Source organism: Bacteroides sp. AR20, from assembly GCF_964250605.1.
Lineage (GTDB): Bacteria > Bacteroidota > Bacteroidia > Bacteroidales > Bacteroidaceae > Bacteroides > Bacteroides uniformis.
In genome coordinates this window covers 53,731-77,558 of the sequence record NZ_CAXUGK010000006.1, presented here as the reverse complement: position 1 = coordinate 77,558, position 23,828 = coordinate 53,731, and the positions used below count along the sequence as shown (strand labels likewise).

Below are 23,828 nucleotides of genomic sequence, written 5' to 3'. Positions count from 1 at the left end.
ATTGCTATGGTTTTGGCTTTGAGGTCACTTCTTCTTTTTAAGCGTTTTCGAGAAGGAGTAAGGAGCATCCTCCTCTCCTGTCCCACGCAGTTTGTTGGGCACATTGTCCATAGTGAAGCGCAGCGAGGAGCCGTTCGTCAGTTGCTCGTGTGTCAGAAAGTTGCGTGTATAGTCAACGCCATCCACTGTAAGTTTCTGCACGTAGCGGTTGGCACGACTATTCTCAGGAGCTTCAATCGTCACAGTCTTGCCATTCTCCAAGTGCAGACGCACAGAACGGAAAAGAGGAGCACCCAGCACATACTGATCTGTACCCGGACAGACGGGATAGAATCCCAAAGCTGAAAACACGTACCAAGCAGATGTCTGGCCGTTGTCCTCATCACCGCAATAGCCGTCGGGATTGGCACTGTACATACGCTCCATAACCTCACGCAGCCAGTACTGCGCCTTCCACGGCTGGGAGGAATAGTTATAGAGGTAAATCATGTGCTGTATGGGCTGGTTGCCGTGAGCGTAGTTGCCCATGTTCATGATCTGCATCTCCCGAATTTCGTGGATGACACTGCCATAATAACTTTCGTCGAACACAGGCGGCAACACAAACACGGAATCCATCATCTGGTTGAAGGAGTCCTTGCCACCCATCAGGTCAATGAGTCCTTGCGGATCGTGGAAAACCGACCACGAATAATGCCAACTGTTTCCTTCGGTGAAGGCGTCACCCCACTTCAAGGGGTTGAAAGGCGATTGGAACGTACCGTCTTCATTCTTGCCGCGCATCAACTTATGGGCAGGGTCGAAAAGATTCCGGTAGTTCAGCGCGCGTTTGGCAAAAGGAGCCAGTTCTTTCTTCGACTTGCCGAGCGAAAGTCCCAACTGGTAGATGCACCAATCATCATAAGCATACTCCAGCGTACGGGCTACATTTTCGTTGATACCCACATTATAGGGCACATAACCCAGCTTGTTGTAATACTCATGTCCCAGGCGTCCGGTAGAGGAAACCTCGGGATGCACATTCTCCGTACCGCTCTTCACAGCATTCCATAATGTCTCGATGTCGTAGCCACGCAGACCTTTCAGCCAGGCATCCGCCACCACAGAGGCGGAATTGTTGCCCACCATGCAACCACGGTGTCCCGGACTGGCCCATTCGGGCAGGAAACCGCTCTCCTTGTAAGTGTTGGCCAATCCTTCCTGCATCTTGGCATTCATGGATGGATACATCAGGTTGAGAAAGGGGAAGAGACAACGGAAAGTGTCCCAAAAACCGGTGTCGGTAAACATATAGCCGGGCAGCACCTCACCATTATAGGGGCTGTAGTGCATTACCTGACCTTGCGCATCTATCTCGTAGAAACTGCGCGGGAAAAGCACAGAACGGTAGAAACAAGAGTAGAAAGTACGCAGACGGTCGAGGTCGGTATCCTGCACTTCAATGCGGCCCAGTACCCGGTTCCATTCGTCACGCCCCGCTTTCGCCACCTCTTCAAGCGTCCGGTCACCCAGTTCCTTCAAGTTCAACTCGGCCTGCTCGTGACTGATGAACGAGGAAGCCACACGTACATTCACCTGCTCGCCACGGAGGGTATGAAAACCGATGATGCCACCGGCATGATTGGCACTTGCCTCGGTGGTACGGGGGGCAATCTTTCCGTCCTTCACGGCAGCAGTATAAGTAAAAGGCTTATCGAACTGCAATACAAAGTAGTTCTTGAAATTGCTTGGCACACCACCACTGTTCTTGGTGGTGTAGCCTATGATTTTCTTTTCAGCCGGAATGATTTTCACAAAAGAACCGTTGTCCATGGCATCGACCACCACATAGGCTTCCTCCGTTTCAGGGAAAGTGAAACGGAAGGCAGCGGCACGCTCGGTAGGAGCAAACTCCGCCGTCACATCATGGTCGGCAAGATAGACTTTATAATAATAAGGAGTGGCGGTCTCGGCTTTATGAGAAAACCAACTGGCACGCTCGTCCTGGTCGAAAGCCACCTTTCCGGTGATAGGCATAATGGCAAACTGTCCGTAATCGTTAATCCACGGACTGGGCTGGTGTGTCTGCTTGAATCCGCGAATCTTGTCGGCATCATAAGTATAAGCCCATCCATCCCCCATAGTACCGGTCTGTGGTGTCCAGAAATTCATACCCCAAGGCATTGCCACAGCAGGATAAGTGTTGCCCGTAGAAAGGGCATGCTTGGATTGCGTGCCAACCAAGGTGCTGACGTAATCAACAGGAGTAATCGGCTCGTCAACCGGCAGTAAGGCCGCCTGCATACCGCCTACAAGAAGGAGGGCGGTTCCCCATGCAAAAAGTCTTTTCATTCGTTTAATAGATTTTGTCATTGTTTATTTCCAATCAGCTTGCCTTCAAGCATTTTCATGTAATATCCGCCTACTACCGAGCGGGCCTTGAAGCCACGCCAATTGGGCTTGTCGGTAAACACCCAGTCGGACATAGGCACGCGGTCTATCGTTTCGTTCATGAACTTATGCAGAGGAACGATGAATTCACGGAAAGTGGCCAGGTCAGGAGCCATTGTAGCAGTCCACATGATCCAGTCGGTCTTGGTATAAGTCTCACGACTGTCCAGAGGCAAACCATAAATATTCTGCTTCGTCAGATAATAAGGTATCTCCATTTCTGCAATTTTTGTATCAAAGATGTTCAGTCCGAGCAATTTATCCCAGACAAGGTTGTACTTCTGGCTCCAGGTACCCGGCTTGTCAAAGGTCAGACGATAATGGTCGCCGTCGTTGGCCATACGTTCCCACTCAGCCGCCATCTGACGGGCCTTCGTTGTATAGCTTTCGGCAACATCCTTCTTGCCGAGCATTTCGGCCAACCGGCCATAAGAGGCCACCCCTAAAATTGCCTTGATGGAAAGATTCGTGTTATGGGCAAAGTGTCCGGCGAAGTCGTCGGTACAGAGCTGGTTCTCAGGATCGAGTCCCTTTTCCACCAGATAGTCGGTCCAGGTGGTGAGCACTTCCCAATGTTTGGCAGCATAGTCGGCATTGCCTTCTACGGCAGCAATGGCAGCCGTAAGAATCAGCATGTTTCCACTCTCCTCAACCGGCATATCGCCTCCGTAAACCTGTCCGTTGGCAAGAGGATAGGTACCCAAATCATGGGCGGCGAAGGGCTTGGTCCATTTGCCGCTTTCACTATAATGGAAGATACCGTTCATCATGCCTTTCTCCAGTTCAGGATTATAGATCAGATAGAGGGGAGCCGAGGGGTAGGTCAGGTCCACCGTATTGATACAGCCGTTACTGTTGTTTTCCTTCGACAGCCACAAAAGGTCACCGTTGGGAGCTTCCACCAGCTTGTGGGCGGCAATGGACTGACGGTAGGCCAACGCGCAGAGTTCGGCATATTCCTTGCCGCCTACGGCAGAAGCATCCTCCATTAACTTTTTATCGAAGGCATAGCAGCGTGCCAGCAACTCGTCATACTCATTGTAGGCGGCCAGCATTTCCGACTCGATGGTACGGTCGCCTCTCGAGTTCCAGTAAGAACGCAAGTTTGTACCGAAGTATTGGATGGAATAGATGTCGTCATATCCCAGCATTATCTTGTCGGTAACCTTCCTCACTTTACCATAGTCACGCACCAAGGCCATATTCCCGTTGCTGTCCTCACCCGCAAGCGAAGCTGAATTAAAGGTGCCGTTCACGAAGTTCTTGCGCAGTTCGGTACTGTTGCCGATGCTGTATGCTGTGTTTTCTTTACCGGAAACCATGTAGAAATATCCCCAGTCAATGCGAAGGTCATCGCCCTGCTTAGCCAGGATATTCTGCTCTTTGCTTCCGCTCTTCAAGTAAAGCAGCCCGTCAGCTTCATATCCCTCGCTTGCAGATTGCTGGTAAGGCTGGTCGAGCGCCCAGCGCGGCGAGGCCTCAAAGTACACCTCCACATCGTGTTCCTTGCCATCACGGGCAGCAACACTGTAAGTAAGGTAATTCACGGGGCGGCTCAACAGCTTCAGGTCTTCCATGAAAAGAGGTGCCGTGAAAGTGACTTTCAAGTCGACATCACCACAGGTAAAAGCGTAGTGTGTCTGCATGGGCTGCACGTCAGCAGAGGTCTGCACAGCTGTGTTGCCAAACACGGTTTCCTGATGTTTCGGAATCTGCAGGCCGAAGTCGAGCAGACCGTTGCCGACCGGATTGATACACTCGGCGGCAATGATGTTGTCTCCTTGTTTCAAAGCAGCCAAAGCCTCATCGGAAAGTTTCACGACCTTGTTCTTATTGCATGTGGTTCCCGTACTGTGTATCTTCACTCCGTTGATATAGAATACGGCATTATCATCATTGGAGAATTCCAGATAGACAGGTATGCCGGTCAAATCGCGGTCGATATTTACCGTACGGCGCACCCAGATATTGCGGGTTCCCCATTGGGTCTTGGCTGTAGGCTCATTTTCTTTGGTACCAAAGGCACCACGGTCCGACTTCCATCCGGAATCATTGTAATCGGCAGATGTCCAGTCGCCAGCGGGCTTGTCTGTGATATACCGTCCAGTCCACTCCCCTTGCTGAGAGGTGGGCACGATTGCATTCATCTCCAATTCTTCAGTCCCCATAAAACGGTAGGAAACACCGTCTACCTTCACCACGCCAATCAGAGGGAAATCCTTACCCGTCCAATGGCGAACGGGGCTGTCATAAAGGTTATCGCTCATGGACCATGCACTGGCATAAGGGTCGATGGTAACAAGCGGGTAGGCTGGAGCTCTCAAGTCATTCTTGACGACTTCATAAGACGTATCCTTGTCACTGCACGCAAAAAGGCATGATGCCAACAAGGGGTATAAAAGCTTTTTTCTCATATCGTTTATATAATATAATTGTTTATGTTGTTAAATGCTAAAAAATAAAAGGTCTGAGATTACCAGCAAAACTTCACCGACACTCCGTCAGGATTATTCTCAAACTCTATCAAATAGGTATGACTTGCTGCATGCCAACGCTTGGTATCGAATACTTCTTTGCCATCGACTGTCACACTCTTAGGACAACTCGGCAACAGTACCCGCGATACGTTTGAAGTCTCGGCAGGACTTTTCGCCACATAGGAATACCAGCCTTTTCCGCGTTCTTCCTGTTCTTCGCGACTTGCCGAAGCCAGCACTTGAGGCTTCTTCTTACCGGCTACACGTTCTACATTCAGCAACAAGGCTTGCTCACCCGGATTTATCCGCTTGGAAGTGTATATCGGTAATTTGGGATCAAAAAGGTCAATCAAACATCCTTCCACAGTAAACGGCTCGTCGCTCACACTCTCTTCAAGCACAGCAGCCAAGTCGTAATCTCCCCTTTGCAGATAGAAGTTGTTTTTGAACTCCAGCTTTCCCGCTTTCGCGTTCTGCTCGTACATCCGGGCCGCAAGATACAAAAAATATTTGTCACCACCCTCATGCAGGACATAATCTTTAGGATCGGTACGAATAACACATACAGTTCCCTTACCGTAACTATATTCTCCCTGATTCGGCCAGGCAGGAAGCCCCATCTGCTCAAAAAGATGTGCGGAAGGGGTAGCATAGTTATGCCCGTTGGTATTCCACCATTCCCTTACATTCTGGAAAGGGTCGTTGTCCGTTCCACTATAAATCAATACTCCCCCTTTCTTCACCCAATCGGCTATGTGGCTGTGCGCTTCAGGCTCAAGCGGTTTCATGTTCGCATAAGTCATCAACAACACTTTTGTGTCAGCCAGCGCTTCCTTATAGCCGAGGTTCTCAATGTGGACGGTCTTGACGGGTACCCCTCGTTTGAGCAAAGGCAACGCCTGACCGTAGAAATTCGCCAATTGTGGGTCTTCATATCCGTTGTGCGTAGGGAAACGCTGGAACATCAAGGAGTTTGCCATCAGTACGCTGAATCCTTTGCTTCCAGTCAGTTCTTTATCAGTCAGAGGCATACGGTTCAAGGCATTAATCATCACCTGCATCTGTGTGGAATAGAAACGGGGAATACGTTCTTTCTTGTCGCTATTGGCACTTGTCCGATATAGTCCTTCGTAGATACGTTCCGGCCAAGGCATCACTTCGTAATCGGCTATATTGGGATAGAGTAATTGTGCAGTAAAGGTAGCCTGATAGTTTTTCTTATAATCTGCCCAGTCACGCGGCCAGTCTTCGATAGGGTCGGTCAGAAAGAACATCTTGCGACCAGTAGGAGCAGTCATTGACTCCATAGAGCCATACTCCAGATAGGCAGTCTCGAACACACGCTCACGTTTGCGACCGTCAAAGAAATTCGGCTCACGCGAAGTTCCGGTCCACACCTGAGCAATGTAACCGTCCACACAAGGAAGTGAGGCAAGGCTTGCTTCTGGACTGACAATCTGCCATTGCGAATAGTTCACCAGCGAGTGGGTGGGAACGTAGCACTTCACGTCCATCCCTTTGCTTTTACCATATTCTTTGGCAAAGGTGAAAACTTCATTCAGTGCACGATAGTACAAGTAATACTTGAGTTTGCTCGACAAGTAAGTATTTTCCGGAGACTCGTGTTGCGGTCTCCACTCGAAGCCATAGTATTTTTTCCATTCCTCCTTAAAAGAATCACTGTAACCGGCTCTTGCCCAAAATTCAGGCTCTTCCATGAAGATGGCATCCACACCGGCGTCGATTACCCTCTTCACATGTCTCTCTTTCAGATAACTTAAAAAATTCTCCGACGGTACGATATAGGGCACCATGTGACCGTGCCATATCGTATCTCCAGTCTGTGTGACTTGTCCCTCATCCAAATGCCATTTCCCGTCCCATTGTCCGGTAAAATAGTCCTGATATTCACCCCAAGCAATACCGGTCATAAAGTGTATGATATATCCACGCTCTTTCCAGGACTTCACCCGTTCCTCAAAAGATAGTTTGCGTGATTTATCCGAAGGATTTCCCCCTACTCCATACACCATCACCGCATCGGCCCTATTGTCTATAGAAGGCTTCCACTCGCGTGAGGTTTGAAAAGTGGTTTTAACATTGTCCTTGGTCTGAGCATCTACAGAGATGCCTATTGCCAAGACAGTCAAACTTATCAAAAAATGTTTTTGCTTCATATTGGTTTCTTGTTTTTATGGTATTAATCATTGTCCTTACCACTATAATGGCAAAAGATTGCTCAACAGCCGAGGCTTTGGCACTATAGCAGCAAAGCCTCGGCTGTATGCCATCAAGCTACGGAATAAGTACTTCTACCGGCTCACTGTAGTTCCAACGGCGTGTGCCGCTACCTACAGGTGTGTCGTAGTTAATACGTGCGGCAGCGCGTACAAACACTTTGCGGCCCGAAGGTATACTGCCGTTAGACTGGACAATAACTTCCTTACCCAGTAAATCTTCGAAACTCTTACCTTCATAGCTGATGCTGCTCGACCAACGCTCGTCGCGTGCCCGGTAGCCTACTGTGTTTGAGTAGCTGACGAAGAACTGGATGTCAGTTACATTCAAGTATTCGTCTTTCCAATTGCCCATCGGCTGGATTTTTTCACGGAAAACTTCATCCGACACACCGCGTGTCACGCGTACTTGTGCCTTGATGACCCCATTGCTCACCTGCGGATCACCTACAAACTCAACGTTCAGAAAGGGCTGTACTTCAAATTTCACTTTCGTCGTACCACTGATTTCAGTATTGACGGAACCATCATGGAGCAAGGTACCGTCTGTATTTTCACGCACTAATGGAATGAACGGGCCGTCGATACGGACATTATACTCACCTTTGAAGAGCTTCGTGTTCTGGAATGTACCGTCCATCATACAGTAAAAATCGGGATTATGTTGCACATTGTCACCCCAACTCAATTCGGTCAGACGGACACGGATACCCTCACTGCCCTGGTCGGTCAATACACGCTTACCAGTTGCTTCATCTACCACTTCGCCCCAAATTGTTTCTGCCGGTTCCTCATAGTTGTCTATTTCGAACATGCTGCATGAGGTTAACATGAACAAGGCGCTGAATAAGCTATAAAATATTGTCTTTTTCATACGTTTTAAGTTTTTTAATTATTGAGTTTTATCGATTAGGCTGCTGGTCAATCACAGGACTCTTAGAAACCTCACCACCCGGAATCGAGAAATAATAGTCCACCGGAGTGTAACCGAAGTCCTTGTCACCGGCAGTCGTATAGTTGAAACAAACATCAAAGAACCACTTGCCGGTCGCCGTCGAATAGAACGGATAGATACCACGGAAACGATAACGAGTCGTGTTGCTGAAACGGTCCTTATTGCGTTGCTCACCCCAGAATCCATCGCGACCTTCATAGTGATTCACACGCCAGCGACGCAAGTCCCATTTGGTCTTATGTTCGAAGGCCAACTCCTTGCGACGTTCCTTGCGGACGATATCACGGCTGTCTGTTGTACCAGTCAACGAGGCAGTCAACAACCGGGCACCGGCACGCTCACGAATATCATTGATGGCTTTCGTTGCCACACTCAACATATCTGTACCATCAGGAGAAGAGACGCCCGCTAACGAAAGTTCCACAGCAGCCTCGGCTGCATTCAGCAGCACTTCGGCATAACGCATCAAAATAAAAGGTTGTGCACTATTGCCTTCCCGAGGAACAAATGCAGGATCAGGGTTCAACCATTTACGTGCCAGCAGACCGGTCATAGCACTTCCACCATCTTCATAGAAAGGACCGTTCTGGCCAGCAGCCTTCATCGTAGAGCCATCAGGCAGGGTTACAATTTCCTGCTGATCTTCAGGTTTCGGACTGAGATAAAGCGTTTTGGGCTTCTCTTTATAAGCACTCAGATGATTGTACTTGGTAGTGGCAGCACCATACGAATAGTCACTAAGAAGCGGTTTGACAGGCGCAGCCCCCGTATAAACACCGGCATAAATTTCAATTTCCTTACCCTTAAACACATCACCAGGGAAGATGACGTAAGCACGCAATCTAGGTTCAGCATTCTTGTAATAGTCCATGGGACTATCATACATAACGTAATTACCTTCGGTACAAGAATTGCCTGTCGTCACCTTCAAGGTACCGTCGGGATAACGGTCGAAACCATCAAACAACTCAACAAAGTCGGCTGTCGGGCAAACACCACAGTTCAGCGGAGCCTTAAAGGTGAGCGGTAAGTTGTAAGAATCGTAAGCATGAGTACTGGTGGGGTAAACGTACTCCTTCACATAGATGTTCTCAGGATTATTGCTAAGATCGGAGAACATATCCACCATATTTTGATATTGTGCTTCCGGATCATTAGCGGCCCATTTCTTCTTGTAAAGTGAGTATACACCGCTTTTAATCACCTCGGAAGCGGCTTTGTAGGCTTCAGTGAAATACTTCTTGGAAGCCTCTTGCCAGCGGTCCTCATCGAATCCGATCACGCGTACTCCCGTCTTGGTACCCAAACCGGTCAAACGTCCAGTTACCGTTTCATTATACTTAGCTACACTACCGGCATAGAGCATTGCTTCTGACTTGAAAGCCAATGCTACATACTTATTACTGTAACCACTCTTGGGGCTACTAGACATCATCAATTCAATGGCCTTGTCATAATCTGCCAAAACCTGGTTCCATGTTTCTTCCTCACTGGCACGGGGAACCTCCAAATTTCCGTCTCCAGGATACTGGATGACTTTTGTCACCAAAGGGATACCTCCAAAACGACGGGCCATGGCATAGAAAACTGTGGCACGCACATAATAGGCTTCGCCCAAATAGTGGTTGTAAGTAATTTCTGCATAGGAACTCTGATATTTCGGCAGGTTCTCAAGCAGGAAGTTGGCATCGCGCAACAATTCAAAAGCCTTGCCCCAGTAAGCATTGTCTTCACCGGTAAACGCACAGCAAATACCGTCCCTGTTCATGGCTTCACCAGTACCGTCAATACCCATGGCATTCAACCAACCATTAAAGTTCACCCCCCATTGTGAGAGGTATTTAAAGTCTTCCCATGGCATATTGCTATACAAACGTGCCATATAGATGTCCATACCAGACTCATTGGAAAGCAACGACTCGGAAGTCACGATATTTTTGGGAGCAATATCCATATCGACACATGAAGTGGCAAGAGTCATGCACAACATCGCGGATATCAGTTTATGTCTCATATTTATTATTTTTTAGGTTTATATCATTAATTAGAAAGAAAGGGAAACTCCCAATGTATAGGTCTTGTTCAACGGATACATGCGTCCCAAATCATCATCGGGATGCTCAGGGTCTACAAATTTCACACCCGTAAATGTCAGCAGGTTGTAAGCATTGGCATAAATACGCAGACTGGCATTGGGAATCTGTTTCAATTTCGGGAATGTATAACCCAGCTCGATACTCTTCAGACGAAGGTAAGCGGTGCTTACACGATTGAAAGCTGAATTGTTTTTCGCCCAACGACCTGTGTAGGCGTAGTGACCGGAAGTCCAGACAGTAGAAGGGTCATAGGGATCGGCCTTCGGGTCTACGGGATGCCAGCGATCAAGAAACTGTGTCAATGCACCGCCACCGTTCTTACCCCAAATTTCATGCAAAGGCTCTTTGTACTCCATAGAACCCAGCGCAGAGCCTTGCAACAGCATGTTGAAATCTAAGTTCTTCCATTGCAAGCCGGCATTTAAACTGAACTGCAACCATGGAGTCTGGTCAAAGGCAAACGGATGTTCGTCCTGACCGTTAATCTCACCGTCACCATTCCAGTCTTCATATTTGTAGTCACCCGGCAGAATGTCACGTTCCTTGTAGCCAGGATAGCTCCAAATATCATTCCAGCTGGTGTAGCGTCCGGCAGAAGTATAACCGAACTGTACTCCCTGATAACGGTTCGTCAAGTTGTCATTACGCCAACGATCGTAGGAATTGGCCCAAGGACCTTTTTCCGAAGCAGTCAGGTATTTCTGACGGGTAACGGTAGCAATACCTTTCAGATTATAGGCCACTTGTCCAATCTTGTTGCGGTGGGTCAATTCCAATTCCATACCGAATTGGCGGTCACTGTCCAAATTTTCGCGCGGAGCAGAAGCACCTACCACCGTAGGCAAATCACCGGTACGGCGAGCGAAACGGCCAGTACGCAGACGATTAAAATAGTCGAACGAAACACCCAGCAGACCGTTCCAAGCTTCAAAATCGAAACCCACGTCGAATGTCTTCGACTTGAACCAAGTGATGTTCTCATTAGGTAATGCCATCGGGCTTGCTGCACTGATGAATTTGCCACCGAAGATATAGCCCGGTGAATAACCGTTATAGTCGCCATTAGACATGTTACCGCTGGTTGCAGGATAAGTGTACCCCATAGCCCAGTCATAATTCAAGTCACCATCATCACCCAGCACACCGTAGCTGGCACGCAGCTTCAGCTGATTGACAAACTTCAAAGCATCTATGCTTTTGAAGAAAGGTTCTTCGGATACTCTCCACCCAGCCGATACTGAAGGGAAGAAACCCCATTGATGCCCCTTGGCAAACTTGCTGGAACCGTCGTAACGAAACTGTGCTTCCAGCAGGTATCGGTCGGCAAACGAATAGTTGACACGACCTATCAAAGCTTCGTTAGCTTGTTCATACAAATCATTATTACCAGTCTGCATGGCGCCGATCTGTCCTTCAGTCACACCAGCCAGCAGGTAAGGCATAGAGAATGCCAGGTCGCGGACAGCGTAGAAGTTGTCACCGTTGCGCTTCTGTACCTCCCAACCGACAACACCACCCACATGGTGGACATCGTTAAAAGTGCGGTCGTAGTTCACTGTGAATTGTCCCAACATCTGTGATTTGTCATAGAACTCGCGACGCATGTTGCTGGGCGAACTTTCGTTATAAACCTTCTGATTGTAGGTACCGGTCTGCTCGTCATAAGCATACTGGTAGTACTCTTTGCGGAAAGCCTCGTTGTTGTCAGCACGATAATCGTAACTGAACATAGCTTTGGCAGTCAATCCCTTCAATACCGGTGTGTATTCACTGAAATCTACCGTCAAAGTAGCCGAAGACTGGAAATATTTCTGCTTGTACTTCTTGTAACCGGAAATATCGGCCGTCATCATAGCCACAGTATTCTGTTCCATGTCCAAACCGTTGTAGTTCAACATCGTCCCTTCAGGATCAGCGTATGCAGGATAAAGTACACCTTGGCGCCAATAGTTACGAATGATATCCTGTGCGCTACTGTAAGGCGTATTGCGTTCGTCGGAGATGCCACTTACACCAAGTTCGAATTTTATACCTTTAGCAACTTCAGTTGAAATGTTGGAACGCAGGTTGAACTTATTATAATTCAAGTCTCCCGAACGGAAGATACCTTCCTGGTAAAAGTAGCCCATACTGATATAGAACTTCGTCTTCTCGTTGCCACCGGAAATGCTGATGTCGTGTTGTGTCTGTGGAGCCACATTAGAGATAATCAAGTCATTCCAGTCCGTCGTACGGCGTGTACCGTTACGGAATGCTTCAAAGCTCTCTTCGCTGAAGACCCATGAACCGCCATTGATGTTATTCATCGACATTTCGTTGAACAGCGTCATAGATTCATAAGGATCACACAGTTCAGGCATACGTGAAGGTTGTTGGAAAGTGTAGGAACCATTGTAAGAGAATTCCGTTTTTCCAGCTCCTCCTTTTTTGGTGGTCACCAACACTACACCATTGGCTGCACGTACACCGTAAATAGCGGCAGAAGCATCTTTCAACACAGAAATATCATCGATATCCATTGCATTCAAACGCTGGAATTCTTCCGTACTCCGAGGAATTCCATCGATGATAATCAATGGAGATCCCATACCTCGAATATCGAAACTGTTATTGAAAGTTCCGGGCTCAGAACTCTTCTGCCATACGCGCAAACCAGGAATACGTCCTGTCAGCATATTCTGCGGATTTTCGTTCTTGGTCTTTATCATATCCTGCCCTTTGACGGCAGAAACGGCACCCGTCACCGATCCGCGGCGTTGTGTTCCGTAACCTATCACCACTACTTCGTCTATCATCTTGGAGTCAGTCTGCATAATGATGTTGATAGTGGTACGTCCGTTCACTTTCTCTTCCTTGTCCTTCAATCCCACATAAGAGAAACTGAGAATACCATCTGCAGGAGTACTGATGGTGTAACGTCCGTCAATGTCGGTAATGACACCTATAGTGGTGCCCTTCACCATAACGGCAGCGCCAATGACAGGTTCATTGGTGTCATCCATAACTATTCCTGAAACGGAAATAGAGTTTTGTGCGAAAACACCTGCCGGAATCAGCATCAGAAGGAATGCCATTACCATGTAGGATAATCCTTGTCGCATCTTGCTAAAATTCTTCATAGTCCATTAATTTTAAAATTATTTCTTGCTCCATTCATAATTCGCCAACACTGCATATTCGGCGGCAAAAGCAAAAGTGAACATTCCTTCCACGTTGTTCTTGTTCTTTTCAGCTTTGTACCACCCCACCAGCAGATTGGTGGGAAGCATATGTTTGTATTGATAGTTTTCGTAGGCATAATCCAGATTATTCTGGAATGCCTCGATACAGCTTGCGGCAGCAGTGTGGGTTGAATAAGCATCCACATACCCACGCATCAGTACACCGTTGAACCAGTTGCAGAATCCGCTGACATCAAATGTATAACAGCCCGGTTTGGCAGCTTCAGGTTTGGCAAAGTAAGCAAAACTATTATCGGTCAATTCCGCCAAGTCCGTCTGATAAGTCGCATCGCTTGTAACTCTGAAAAGGTCGGCAGCACCGGAAAGCATCGTACCACTATTGTAAGTGATGGCCGGACCTACACGATCACGCAGTTTGGAACCAGTCCGGTAGCGTTCACCATCAATGGTAACATATTTTATGTCCGGTGAATCATAACCACCCATCATATCGTCGTACACCCCGTCTGGTCTCAGCAAATGTTTCTTCTGCCAATCGTAAACAGCTTTGGCAAAATTCAAGTAATAGTCAGATTTCTTCTCAGTGCGTAGCTTGCGACTGTTGTCGGCAGCCACGTAGCCATAGGTCACTTCGTCAGGTTTTCCTTTGTAAATTTCGTGCAGCCACACCAGAGGACTGACAATAGGGCCATTACTGCAAGAGTGCTTGGTGATATACCCCGGTCCCCATGTGATGCCTCCCAATGGACTACCTTGCTCATCAAGGGTGCAGTCCCAACCGTCAAGCACGTATTCTGTCAGGTATTCTGCCTTTTCCAGATAGCGCTGTTCACCAGTAATATGATAGGATTCCAACAGTTCACGCACCAGCCACATCTGGTCATCGTAAACATTGAGGGTACCTTCCACTTGTGCAGCTCCCTTGCCGTTGCCGCGGTTTACGCCGTATACCGTCCACTGTTTGGTCTGCGTATAAGAGGTCAGCGTAAAAGTACCTGCATAAAACTCCAGATTGTCATAAAGTTGAGCTAAAAGTTCCTTGTAGCGGTTAAAGTGAGAGTCATAAAGAGCCGTCTCTCCCTTTGTCTTCCCGGTCTTCATGGCTTTCATCGCAGCATTCACGGCCTCAATGGAGCTAGTGTACATCCACACACTGCCCAACTCACTGGAACGGTTTCCGGTATAAGGGTTATAATAACGTGACATAGCCATGCCCGTACCCGTAAAATAGCACTCTACAGCATTGTCAATCAGCTCTATGGCACGTGCCACATTCTGCACCGGCAGATTACCTGGAACATACGTACCTCCGTTGTCCGGCTTTTCATCAACAGCAGAGTCATTACTGCAAGCCACTAACGTCAATAAGAGCAAAGTCAATAAAGTAAATAAATTTTTCATTATATTCATACAATTAGTTTCTTCAGTCCCCGTCTCTCCCCTCACAAGATGCAAAAGGAGATAAAGAGGGAAAAACAAAAAAAATTAAATATCAGCAGTTTGTCACTCCATTGTGATGTCACGCAGCACCAGTTTGTTCTCGTCGCCGTTCTCTTCTCCCTTAAAGACACCAATAGTCAACATTACATCTTCTCCGTTGAACTGAGACAAATCATAGACAAAATCGGCATATGCCTCCGGATCCCCCTTTCCTCCGGCCTGATGGATAAATTTCCAGCAACCGTCGGCAGCAGCCTCAGCAAACTGAGCCGTATGGGATGCAGGTGCCAAGTGTACGACAGTTCCGTCCATACGGATAGCTGTCACCTTGAAGAAGGTAGCATTCGTTCCACTGAAGTTGCGAGTCTTCAATGTCATCCTATCACACCCAGACGCAATGGAGAATTTGGCATAGAAATAAGATTCGGGAACGGTGGTACTTACGTTGTTTCCACTACGTGTCTTTATCAGATAGCCTTCGGAAGGGAATACCTCAGGATCTTTACTGAGCGGCATATACGACCACTCGGCACAAATATGGTCCACCTCGCGCCATGCACGATAGGCGTCCACATAGTTATCGCGATTTCCCTCAACCGGACTCAAGCCAGTGAACTTCGACTTCATTTGCGGCATGGTAGAGCGTACCATTTCCCGGGTCATCTCCCAACCATCCAACTCTTCGACCGATGTTCCGGGCAACCAGCCCCATCCTTCAACGGCTTCTTTAGCAAAAGCGATGCGGCGCAATACCAACTGCTTCCAGTAATCACCAGTCTGGGCACGGAATGTACCGATGGCAATGATTACTTCCTTACCGATGTATTTGCTCAAGTCTACTGGAACAGAAATGTAATTTTCCGAGGCATAGGTTCTGACATCACCCACCATCTCAGCCTTCGGATCGGTAGCAGTCAGGTCTACCACCTGCACGCCATAATATACCGGAGCAGCTTCGTCGGCACTGTGCGTACGGATCTGGAGGGTCATCATGTAGTTATCTTCTGTAATCAGCTTGCTTCCGAATACAAAGGAATCGAATATCTCCAAGTCAGCAGGATTCTTGCGGTCCTCTTCATTGTTACGAATGCGGAGAGTGGTTCCTTCGTTCTGCTCTTCCCAGTCGCCACGGAAGTCCATCGTACACATGTAGTTGCAAGCCCAATCCCAGTGGGGATAGCTTTCAGCGTTTCGTCCGCCACGGTATTCGTTATAATACCATTTTTCTGCAGCTTTCAAATCATCAAGAGTTAGTCCGCGCAATATTTCTGTCCCACCCATGCGAACCTCTATAGTGGCAATGCCATCCACAAAGTCAGCTATAGCTACCTTCTTCGCAATGGAAGCATAGCCTGCTTTGGTAAAAGTAACGGTGTAGTCTGCCAATGGCAAATTACCAATTTCAAATGTACCATCGCTTCCGGTGGTGGCAGTCTGTGTGGAACTGATGCTGACCGTCACTCCTTCCAACGGAGTATTTCCCTTTCCTGCATCAACTACTTTTCCTTTGATTTTTGCGGCTGCATACTCCATTTTAGGGCTAACTTCAGCCACTTGTTCTTCATTGAATTTTCCTGCCACAACGGTAACACTTACCGTCTGGTAATCGGCTTTCGTAAATGTAATTATATGTGTACCTATTGAAATATTTTCGAGTGTATATACACCCTGCGAATTTGTCGTGGTCTGAGGACCGTCCGGTGCAGCCGTTATACCGGAACCATCGACTAAAACTGTGACCCCTTCAAGAGGGGAAGATAAATCATCCGTGACGACACCCGTCACCTTTCCATAAGATAAAGCCCTTCCGCCCGTATCATCGTCCGAACAAGAGCTCGCCATGATGACCATACTTATAAGCATGGCCATCAGTCCAAAAACTTTCAGCTTTTTCAACTGTTTCATAGCTTAAATTATTAATTAGAAGTTAATATAACAAAGGAGCCGATGCCAATCGCCCACATCAGCCTCAGGGTGTTGCAAACCGCCCCCTTATTTGCAAAATTGATTCCACATGGGTTAATTTTAGGGTTAATTTGGGTATAATGGCATAAAAAAAACATTAATCCAGATCATTTTAACCCATAAAAGAAAGTACAGACTTCGCCTAACACTTTAAGCCACAAAAGTAGTGCCGCGAATAAAACAATTATCGTATAAGTCCTACTAAATCTTTATTTTCAACAGCCCATTTGTCTTCATTTACCATATTGAATTCATCGATTTTGGGAGCCTAATTATCAGAGGAGAAATAATGGGCTATCTCAGTATACGACTGAGATAGCCTACATATGTGCCTAAACTTAAAAATATTTTATAAATACTTTTCAATTGCATATAAGAACAACAACAAGAACTTCAGGAAAGCAGACAGAAAAATAAAAGAAAAAGCAAAGACAAAAAATACCGGATGCAGCATACCGGGAAAGCTAATTCCAATAAAGGCTGAAAGGAGTAGGGTAGTCTTCCCCCGTATGTTTTTTGTATTCTGCCACAAATCTTTGATAAGTACCAATAGCAGCATTTTCATGCTTAAGCATGAAAAGTGACTTGATGCAACAAGACAAGGCTGTTTCGTTCACCGGATCAATATTGAATTCCGCTTCAGCCAAACTCACAGCTTCCGAATAATCCTGAGCCTCAAAAGCCTCTTTCATCAACTGTAAAACAAGCACTTCCAGGCGGCACTCCACATCTTGCTTAAAACCGTCGAACAACGGATCGTCCATAAAGCCGACAAACTTGCCACGCCCTACAATATGCAGGAACTCTTGCCGGCAATTCTCTACCCGGTTTTCAGCAACTATCGCCATAAAACGCAGATAATCACAATAAAAGACAGAAGACAGCGTGAAACGAAAACATCCTTTCTCATAAACCAGTTCTATGCCATCCAGTTCTTTCAGAATCTTGCGCAAATGATTGATGGCTACTCCACGCGAGTTTTTCACTTTATCTTTTGGCTTGTCGGGCCATATCAAGTCACTCAGTTGTTTGGAAGAAATTCCGTCGGCATCGCTATAACGCAAAATGAGACAGAATATTTGTTTGATACGCAAGGAAAACATATAAGAGATGTTGCGACCACTCCGGTCGAAAACGGAAAAATCACCGAATAAATACATGGAGTTGGCAGTTCCCGCATCTACTGCCTGCCTCTCCATCTTAGTGGTATCAGAAGCATCAAGAAGCTGTTCCTTGTCTTGTCTCACAGCTTTGCCGGCCTCGCCCTTACCGGAGTTTCGGCGCCACTTGTACACTATCCATACGCCTCCACCAACTACAACCGCGACCGCCAGCACTAGCCATACACGTGAAACACTTCCTCCACTGTTATTCGCAATATATTTTTCAAGAGAAACCGGTGGAAAGAGTAACGAATAAACAGAAAATTTGGAAGATACGTCATCACGTGTTTCCTGCACCGTCACAAAAAGCCTGCTTAAACGCTCGTTATAATAAAGACGAGCATTTGTCGTGATTTTATCAGAGTAAATGGGAATGGAATCACCCAATATCTGACAGCTGCCATCTTTTATAAGAAAACGGTAGAGATGCAAAAACGAGTTAGACACACTCTCGGGATAACGCAAGACATAAAAACAAGAATCATTCTGTATCAGCATATCCTGCACCGGCACCACATTGGGCTGTCCTTCCGAAATATCCCAAAGTTTCTGCACATGCATCTCTTGCAAATCCACCTTATAAAGATCGTGAAAATAACGGCGGCCTATTACCTGGTCACCCGACTCATTGCCCATACCGCCAAAAATATAGACAGAATGGTTACTGTCCAAATAACCGGCCGAAGAGAAATAACGGGGACAAAGAAAATCACCGGATAGAGAACCAAGTGTATCCCAACGCGCTTCTTCCGGATCGAATATATAGAATTTATTACTGTAATACATATTGCCGAAACCACCGAAGATGGTGTAACGCTTGCGGACTGCATCATAATAGGAACAATGATGATGCAACTGCATGCTGAGCCGACTGTAACTCTCTACTCTCCAGCCCAATGTATTCAAGTCTAGACTTGCTATCATAGGCTCCGCATCCCCATTCTCTGTATATACCTCGTAGACATATAACCTTTCACTGGCACTGTCAAAGAAACTACCGGCAAGAAACAACTTCACAGGACACCGTTCGGTAAAAGCCTTGGCAGAAATATTTCCCGTCTCCATATTGTAGACAAACAACGAATCACGATTGAAATAATAAATCTCATTTCTACCAATATTATAACAAGAACCTGCTTCTGAAGCCGACGCAAAACCGCCCTCCCGCTTCCAGTGAAAGGCCTCATTAATCAGCCACACCGGATTTTCCACTTTACCGTAAAGAATCCCTTCCCGGTCAAAAACCGATTCTCCTTCCGCCTCATCCAAAGGAAACGTGTAAGTGTGGTCAGCGTGCACAACCAACTTATCAATAGCTATCTCTGGAACGTCAATAATGTGGTCGCTCTTACCGAACACTATTTTCGGGCTGAACTCATCGGCAAGTGCTACACCCTTGCATACTTTTTCCTGATCATGAATCTTGAGAGTAATCTCATCCTGCTTCAAGTTAAAGGCTATCTTCACCCTAAACCAATGGGATTTCATCGCTCCAGCCTTATTGACAGGCAAGGCTATCAACACACACTTCCCCTCTTGATTCAAACGGAACAAGATATCATCACCACGAAAATCAAAAAAAAGATTGAAAATCTGTCCTTCATCCTTCCCCTTAACACGCAAGATATAACCGACGCTCTCGGTAGAATACAAAGCTATATTGAACTCCAAGTCAAAATAGTCTCTGAAAGAAGGATAACTATGAGCAAACACATCATAGGATGTTCTTTGATCAATAGGACTGACCGCGCCACGAAATCTTAATCCGTATGCGGAAACCAGTTGGGTAGTGCAAAGGCCAATTATAAAAATGATATATCTATACAAGTGTACCATTAGGTTTCATTTAAGGTTATGCAATACCATCATCAAACACTAGCCAACATTTATTAACAAATGATGGGAAGATTGGAATGCAAATATATTAAAATATAAACGAACGAAAAATATTTTCTTTGAAAAAGTAATATATCATACAGTCACAAGACTTTCCAAACGGATGTTGACTAAATTTATACTAAATGAAAAGACAATATTCGTAAGAGAAGAGATTATGGAGGTAATGACTGCAAATACCGAAATGACGGCAGTAACCTACAGTACATAATGACAATATAAGAAACTAAAAGTCCGTATCATCTCAGTGCCCATAAAGGCTGCAGATGTACGGACTTGATGAAAAGTAGGCACAAAGGAGATTACATGAACTGCATGAAGAAAAGCTATGACGCGGGTACTCCCGTCACAATTCCCCGGCCATGTGTCCCTATATAAACCCGTCCATATTCCTGCATGTCACCGCAGATATGCAATACCAAGCCATATTGATGGGCATCATCGTTGATACGTACCCAAGAGTTAGCCGCATCGTCAGAACGGAAGAAACCATATTGCCCGTTGATTACGCCTATCAGATAGATGGCAGGATAATCATTACCCGGCTTTGCCTTGCCGAAGCCAAAAGCATAGATGGTACGTACCTTATCCAAAACACGGAAATCAAATTTTTCTGAAGTGACAGAGTGGTACAAACCATCATAAGCTGCAATCCACAAATCTTTTTCACGACCGGGAGTAGCATAGATACGGTCTTGCCCTCCACGCAGATCTCCTCTTCGTACAGCGGCACCGGCATTACCGCGTTGGGACCGTTTAACCGTTAAATTCAATGTGTCGGCATGAAAAGTCGCCCCACCATCCTCGCTGCTATACAATATTTCGGCCACAGCATCTACAGCATAAAAACGTTTGGGGTTCACCTTATCTGCTATGACGCGGATATTCTTAGGCAAACCACGGCAAACTTGCCAAGAAGCCCCCTTATCACGGGTCAGATAAGCCTTCGAGCGGTCGGGTATCCAAATCCAAGAAGAGCCATCTGCTGCCACGGCGATATGCCCATTACGAGACTTCTCTGTTGGAACGGTGGCACACATAGTCCAGTGCCTGCCCCCATCTTCTGAATATGAGATAGTCTTTGCATCCGGCTGATGGCCAAACAGTGTACCAACCCTGACTACCAAATCCTGCTTCAGCCAAGCGCCTGTCACTCCATTCGTATTTCCGAAATGAGGATTGGCATGGCTGCCCAACGAATCGGGTCGATTGAGGTCGAAATGCGTAAAGCCACCATAATCACCGATACCGGAAATCAGGCGCGCCCCTTTTTCGGGAGCATAAAGTTCGAGAGGCACGGTCTCTTCGATACCGGCAGACATGATACTCCATTTCACCGGTTCCTCGCGTTCCACGGCAGAGAGATTAAAAGTTTCCCAGCCACCGAAACCGGTGGTAAACATGGCATGTTCAGCGTCGGTAGGGTCTATCTCTATGTCGAACATCCAGTGTAGGGGCGCTACCTTTGTATAGGGAGCTTTGGAATAATCATACTCATATCCCGTCTTGAAAATCGGTTTCCAGCTCTTGCCACCGTCAGTCGTACGGAACATCTCATCACTTTTATAACCGTGCTTGCCCCCTAGACTGTGTGTACTGGCAATCAGATGCTTCGGATTACGAGAATCTACAGATACGGCTGCATAGCCAAATCCTGCCTTTTCGCCACCTGGCAGTCTGACGGGAGAAATGTCTGTCCATTTGCCTTTACGGATATCGTATTTCCACACACCTCCATCCCCCATCTGGCTTGGACCGGGAGTATCTCCATACGTCAGAACCAATTGCCCGTCACCGGTCAAGACCATATGCGTGGGGCGATACTGCATCGGCTGTCCCCCGACCGGCTGCCAACTTTCACCATAGTCGTGACTCACAAACAGATTTTCCCTGCCCATCAATGACACTGCCACATAAATGTCACGGGTGCCACGCTCGTCGCGAGTGCCTTGTGCATCATAGGCAACACAGACAATACCACTGCCGCGATTCCCCCATGCGGCACGGTCGACGGGATTAAGCTTCTCGGAGACATTCGGGAAAGACGCTACCCGTGCCCAGCTCCTCCCCTTATCCGTACTGCGCCATAAGCCATGCAAACGGGTTCCCATATAAATGATATTCCCATTCTGCGGGTCCACCATCATCCGTTCCCCATTACCACGCCCATTCTCGTTGCCACCCATCGTAAAAGGCACATCAACGCGAGCAAAGGTTCTGCCGCCATCATAAGAACAGAGTATGGCCCCATTGGAGCTACTGGTATACGTACCGCAGGCAATATACACGTTCTGTGGATTCTGCGGGTCAATGGCAATGCTCTCCACTCCCTGCAGATTGCTTTCATCCAGACTTATCCAGTCCAACAAGGGCGTCCACTGGCAGGAAGCAGCATCCCACCGATAGGCCCCTCCCATATCGGTGCGGCAATAACGGATACCGGGAGCTTCTGGGTGAAAAACAATACCGTCCACAAAGCCTCCTCCCACTATCGGTACGCTCTTCCATTCGTAAGAAACGGAATTCACCGGAGATATATCTTGGGCAAGCATTGACATGCCCCCCAGCATCAAACTTATTCCTGCTAAAAACAACTGTCTTTTCATAAGCATCAGAGTTCTAAAACAAACGTTCTTGATATTTTCTTCAAAGATAGGAATATTTCATTGATATTTCAGACTGAAACTTTTGCTCAGTGCACATATAATCCTAACAACCAACGTTTTAATAAAAACAAGAAACTAAATCAAGCCATAAAAAGATTAAAACGGCACCTATCACAGTTCTTCTCTCTAACAGTTTTTGTAACAACAATGCAACATATATGACACAAAAACACAACACGTATGTCCGAACTTTGTCGCCGACAAATCATTCGACAACAACAGATTATGAAAAAAAGTGCATTGACAGTACTGATTGCCCTGCTGCCGTTGGCCGCAATTGCCCAAACGCCCTCCATCAACGAGGACGGAAAAAAGATTGAAAAGGAGAAGATGGAAACCAAAGACTACCTGCCGGAAGTCCACGGAACCATCCGCGCCAAATACGAATATCAGACCACCATGGGTGCAGGACGTTTCGAAGTACGCAATGCCCGCGTCAGCGTGACGGGTAACGTATTGCCCAGCGTAGCCTACAAAGCCGAGATAGACCTCTCCGACGAAGGTCAAATCAAGATGCTGGATGCCTACGCCCGGCTTTTCCCGACAAAAGGACTGACAGTCACCGCCGGACAAATGCGCGTCCCCTTCACCATCGACGCCCACCGCTCACCGCACCAGCAATACTTCCCCAACCGCTCGTTCATCGCCAAGCAAGTGGGCAATGTACGGGACGTGGGGTTCACAGTAGGATATACCCTGCCTACCGGTGTACCTATCACTGTGGAAGGAGGACTTTTCAACGGTTCCGGACTGACTAACCAGAAAGAATGGCACAAGGAAGTGAACTACTCCGCCAAAGCCCAATTTCTCTTCACCAAAGGACTGAACCTAACACTGAGCGTGCAGAGCATCCAGCCGGAAGAAGTACGTATGCAATCCTACGACATCGGTGCCTACTATGAAACCGGCCGTTTCCATATCGAAGGCGAATATTTGTACAAGCAATATTCCGACAACGCTTTCAAAGATGTACACGCTGTCAACACCTTCATCAACTACGATCTGCCGTTACGGAAAGTATTCAACAAAATGTCTTTCCTGCTGCGCTACGACATGATGACCGACCAGAGCGACGCCAAAACCGCCGATGAAGAAACCGGCAGATTGACGGTGACCGACTACAAACGCCAACGCCTAACGGGCGGCATCACCTTCAGCCTCAGCAAAGCATTCCGCACAGACCTCCGGTTGAATTACGAGAAATACTTCTATGCCAAAAACAGCATAGCGAAGGAGTCGGAACAAGACAAAGTAGTATTGGAATTGATGGTACGCTTCTGATATTTCTTGGCTTCCCCTTGTTTCTTTCATTCCAAAAATG

11 protein-coding genes are annotated in these 23,828 nt (G+C 47.1%); 1 reads left to right on the top strand and 10 read right to left on the bottom strand.

The genetic code is table 11. The features are described 5' to 3' along the window. Positions 1 to 24: 24 nt before the first annotated feature. From ACESTD_RS05215 to ACESTD_RS05170, 10 genes are all read right to left on the bottom strand, one after another. Entirely contained in the window at positions 25 to 2,331 is a 2,307-nt protein-coding gene (locus tag ACESTD_RS05215; protein ID WP_098032185.1) for a GH92 family glycosyl hydrolase, read from the bottom strand. 17 nt (positions 2,332 to 2,348) lie between these two features. After that, a complete protein-coding gene (locus tag ACESTD_RS05210) occupies positions 2,349 to 4,844 on the bottom strand; it encodes a glutaminase domain-containing protein (protein WP_373158708.1) in 2,496 nt (831 codons plus the stop codon). 59 nt (positions 4,845 to 4,903) lie between these two features. Further along, positions 4,904 to 7,084 (bottom strand): hypothetical protein, encoded by a 2,181-nt coding sequence (locus ACESTD_RS05205; RefSeq protein WP_098032187.1) that lies wholly within the window; start codon positions 7,082 to 7,084, stop codon positions 4,904 to 4,906. A gap of 118 nt (positions 7,085 to 7,202) precedes the next feature. After that, complete coding sequence (locus ACESTD_RS05200; RefSeq protein ID WP_098032188.1) at positions 7,203 to 8,018, bottom strand: DUF3823 domain-containing protein; 816 nt, start codon at positions 8,016 to 8,018, stop codon at positions 7,203 to 7,205. 28 nt (positions 8,019 to 8,046) lie between these two features. Continuing rightward, positions 8,047 to 10,113 (bottom strand): RagB/SusD family nutrient uptake outer membrane protein, encoded by a 2,067-nt coding sequence (locus tag ACESTD_RS05195; RefSeq protein WP_098032189.1) that lies wholly within the window; start codon positions 10,111 to 10,113, stop codon positions 8,047 to 8,049. A gap of 30 nt (positions 10,114 to 10,143) precedes the next feature. Beyond that, positions 10,144 to 13,314: a TonB-dependent receptor gene (locus ACESTD_RS05190; RefSeq protein ID WP_098032190.1), complete on the bottom strand. Its 3,171-nt coding sequence runs from the start codon at positions 13,312 to 13,314 to the stop codon at positions 10,144 to 10,146. Between the two features lie 18 nt (positions 13,315 to 13,332). Beyond that, on the bottom strand, positions 13,333 to 14,787 hold the full coding sequence (locus tag ACESTD_RS05185; RefSeq protein ID WP_117600796.1) for a glycoside hydrolase family 76 protein: 1,455 nt from the start codon (positions 14,785 to 14,787) through the stop codon (positions 13,333 to 13,335). 93 nt (positions 14,788 to 14,880) lie between these two features. Continuing rightward, the gene (locus tag ACESTD_RS05180; protein ID WP_098032192.1) at positions 14,881 to 16,722 is read right to left on the bottom strand and encodes a collagen binding domain-containing protein; all 1,842 of its coding nucleotides are present in this window, start codon (positions 16,720 to 16,722) and stop codon (positions 14,881 to 14,883) included. A 524-nt stretch (positions 16,723 to 17,246) separates the two neighbouring features. After that, entirely contained in the window at positions 17,247 to 19,658 is a 2,412-nt protein-coding gene (locus ACESTD_RS05175; RefSeq protein ID WP_232058988.1) for a hypothetical protein, read from the bottom strand. Between the two features lie 509 nt (positions 19,659 to 20,167). Then, complete coding sequence (locus tag ACESTD_RS05170; protein ID WP_227203983.1) at positions 20,168 to 22,447, bottom strand: exo-alpha-sialidase; 2,280 nt, start codon at positions 22,445 to 22,447, stop codon at positions 20,168 to 20,170. Positions 22,448 to 22,732: 285 nt separating this feature from the next. Between ACESTD_RS05170 and ACESTD_RS05165 the strand changes: the two genes are divergently transcribed. Then, positions 22,733 to 23,788, top strand: a complete 1,056-nt coding sequence (locus ACESTD_RS05165) for a porin (protein WP_061411227.1) — start codon at positions 22,733 to 22,735, stop codon at positions 23,786 to 23,788. Positions 23,789 to 23,828 lie beyond the last annotated feature (40 nt).

Coding starts and splice junctions, on each gene's coding strand:
- ACESTD_RS05195 (WP_098032189.1), bottom strand. CDS start 10,113: ATGAGACATAAACTGATATCCGCGATGTTGTGCATGACTCTTGCCACT.
- ACESTD_RS05180 (WP_098032192.1), bottom strand. CDS start 16,722: ATGAAACAGTTGAAAAAGCTGAAAGTTTTTGGACTGATGGCCATGCTT.
- ACESTD_RS05210 (WP_373158708.1), bottom strand. CDS start 4,844: ATGAGAAAAAAGCTTTTATACCCCTTGTTGGCATCATGCCTTTTTGCG.
- ACESTD_RS05185 (WP_117600796.1), bottom strand. CDS start 14,787: ATGAATATAATGAAAAATTTATTTACTTTATTGACTTTGCTCTTATTG.
- ACESTD_RS05190 (WP_098032190.1), bottom strand. CDS start 13,314: ATGAAGAATTTTAGCAAGATGCGACAAGGATTATCCTACATGGTAATG.
- ACESTD_RS05200 (WP_098032188.1), bottom strand. CDS start 8,018: ATGAAAAAGACAATATTTTATAGCTTATTCAGCGCCTTGTTCATGTTA.
- ACESTD_RS05205 (WP_098032187.1), bottom strand. CDS start 7,084: ATGAAGCAAAAACATTTTTTGATAAGTTTGACTGTCTTGGCAATAGGC.
- ACESTD_RS05215 (WP_098032185.1), bottom strand. CDS start 2,331: ATGAAAAGACTTTTTGCATGGGGAACCGCCCTCCTTCTTGTAGGCGGT.
- ACESTD_RS05165 (WP_061411227.1), top strand. CDS start 22,733: ATGAAAAAAAGTGCATTGACAGTACTGATTGCCCTGCTGCCGTTGGCC.
- ACESTD_RS05170 (WP_227203983.1), bottom strand. CDS start 22,447: ATGAAAAGACAGTTGTTTTTAGCAGGAATAAGTTTGATGCTGGGGGGC.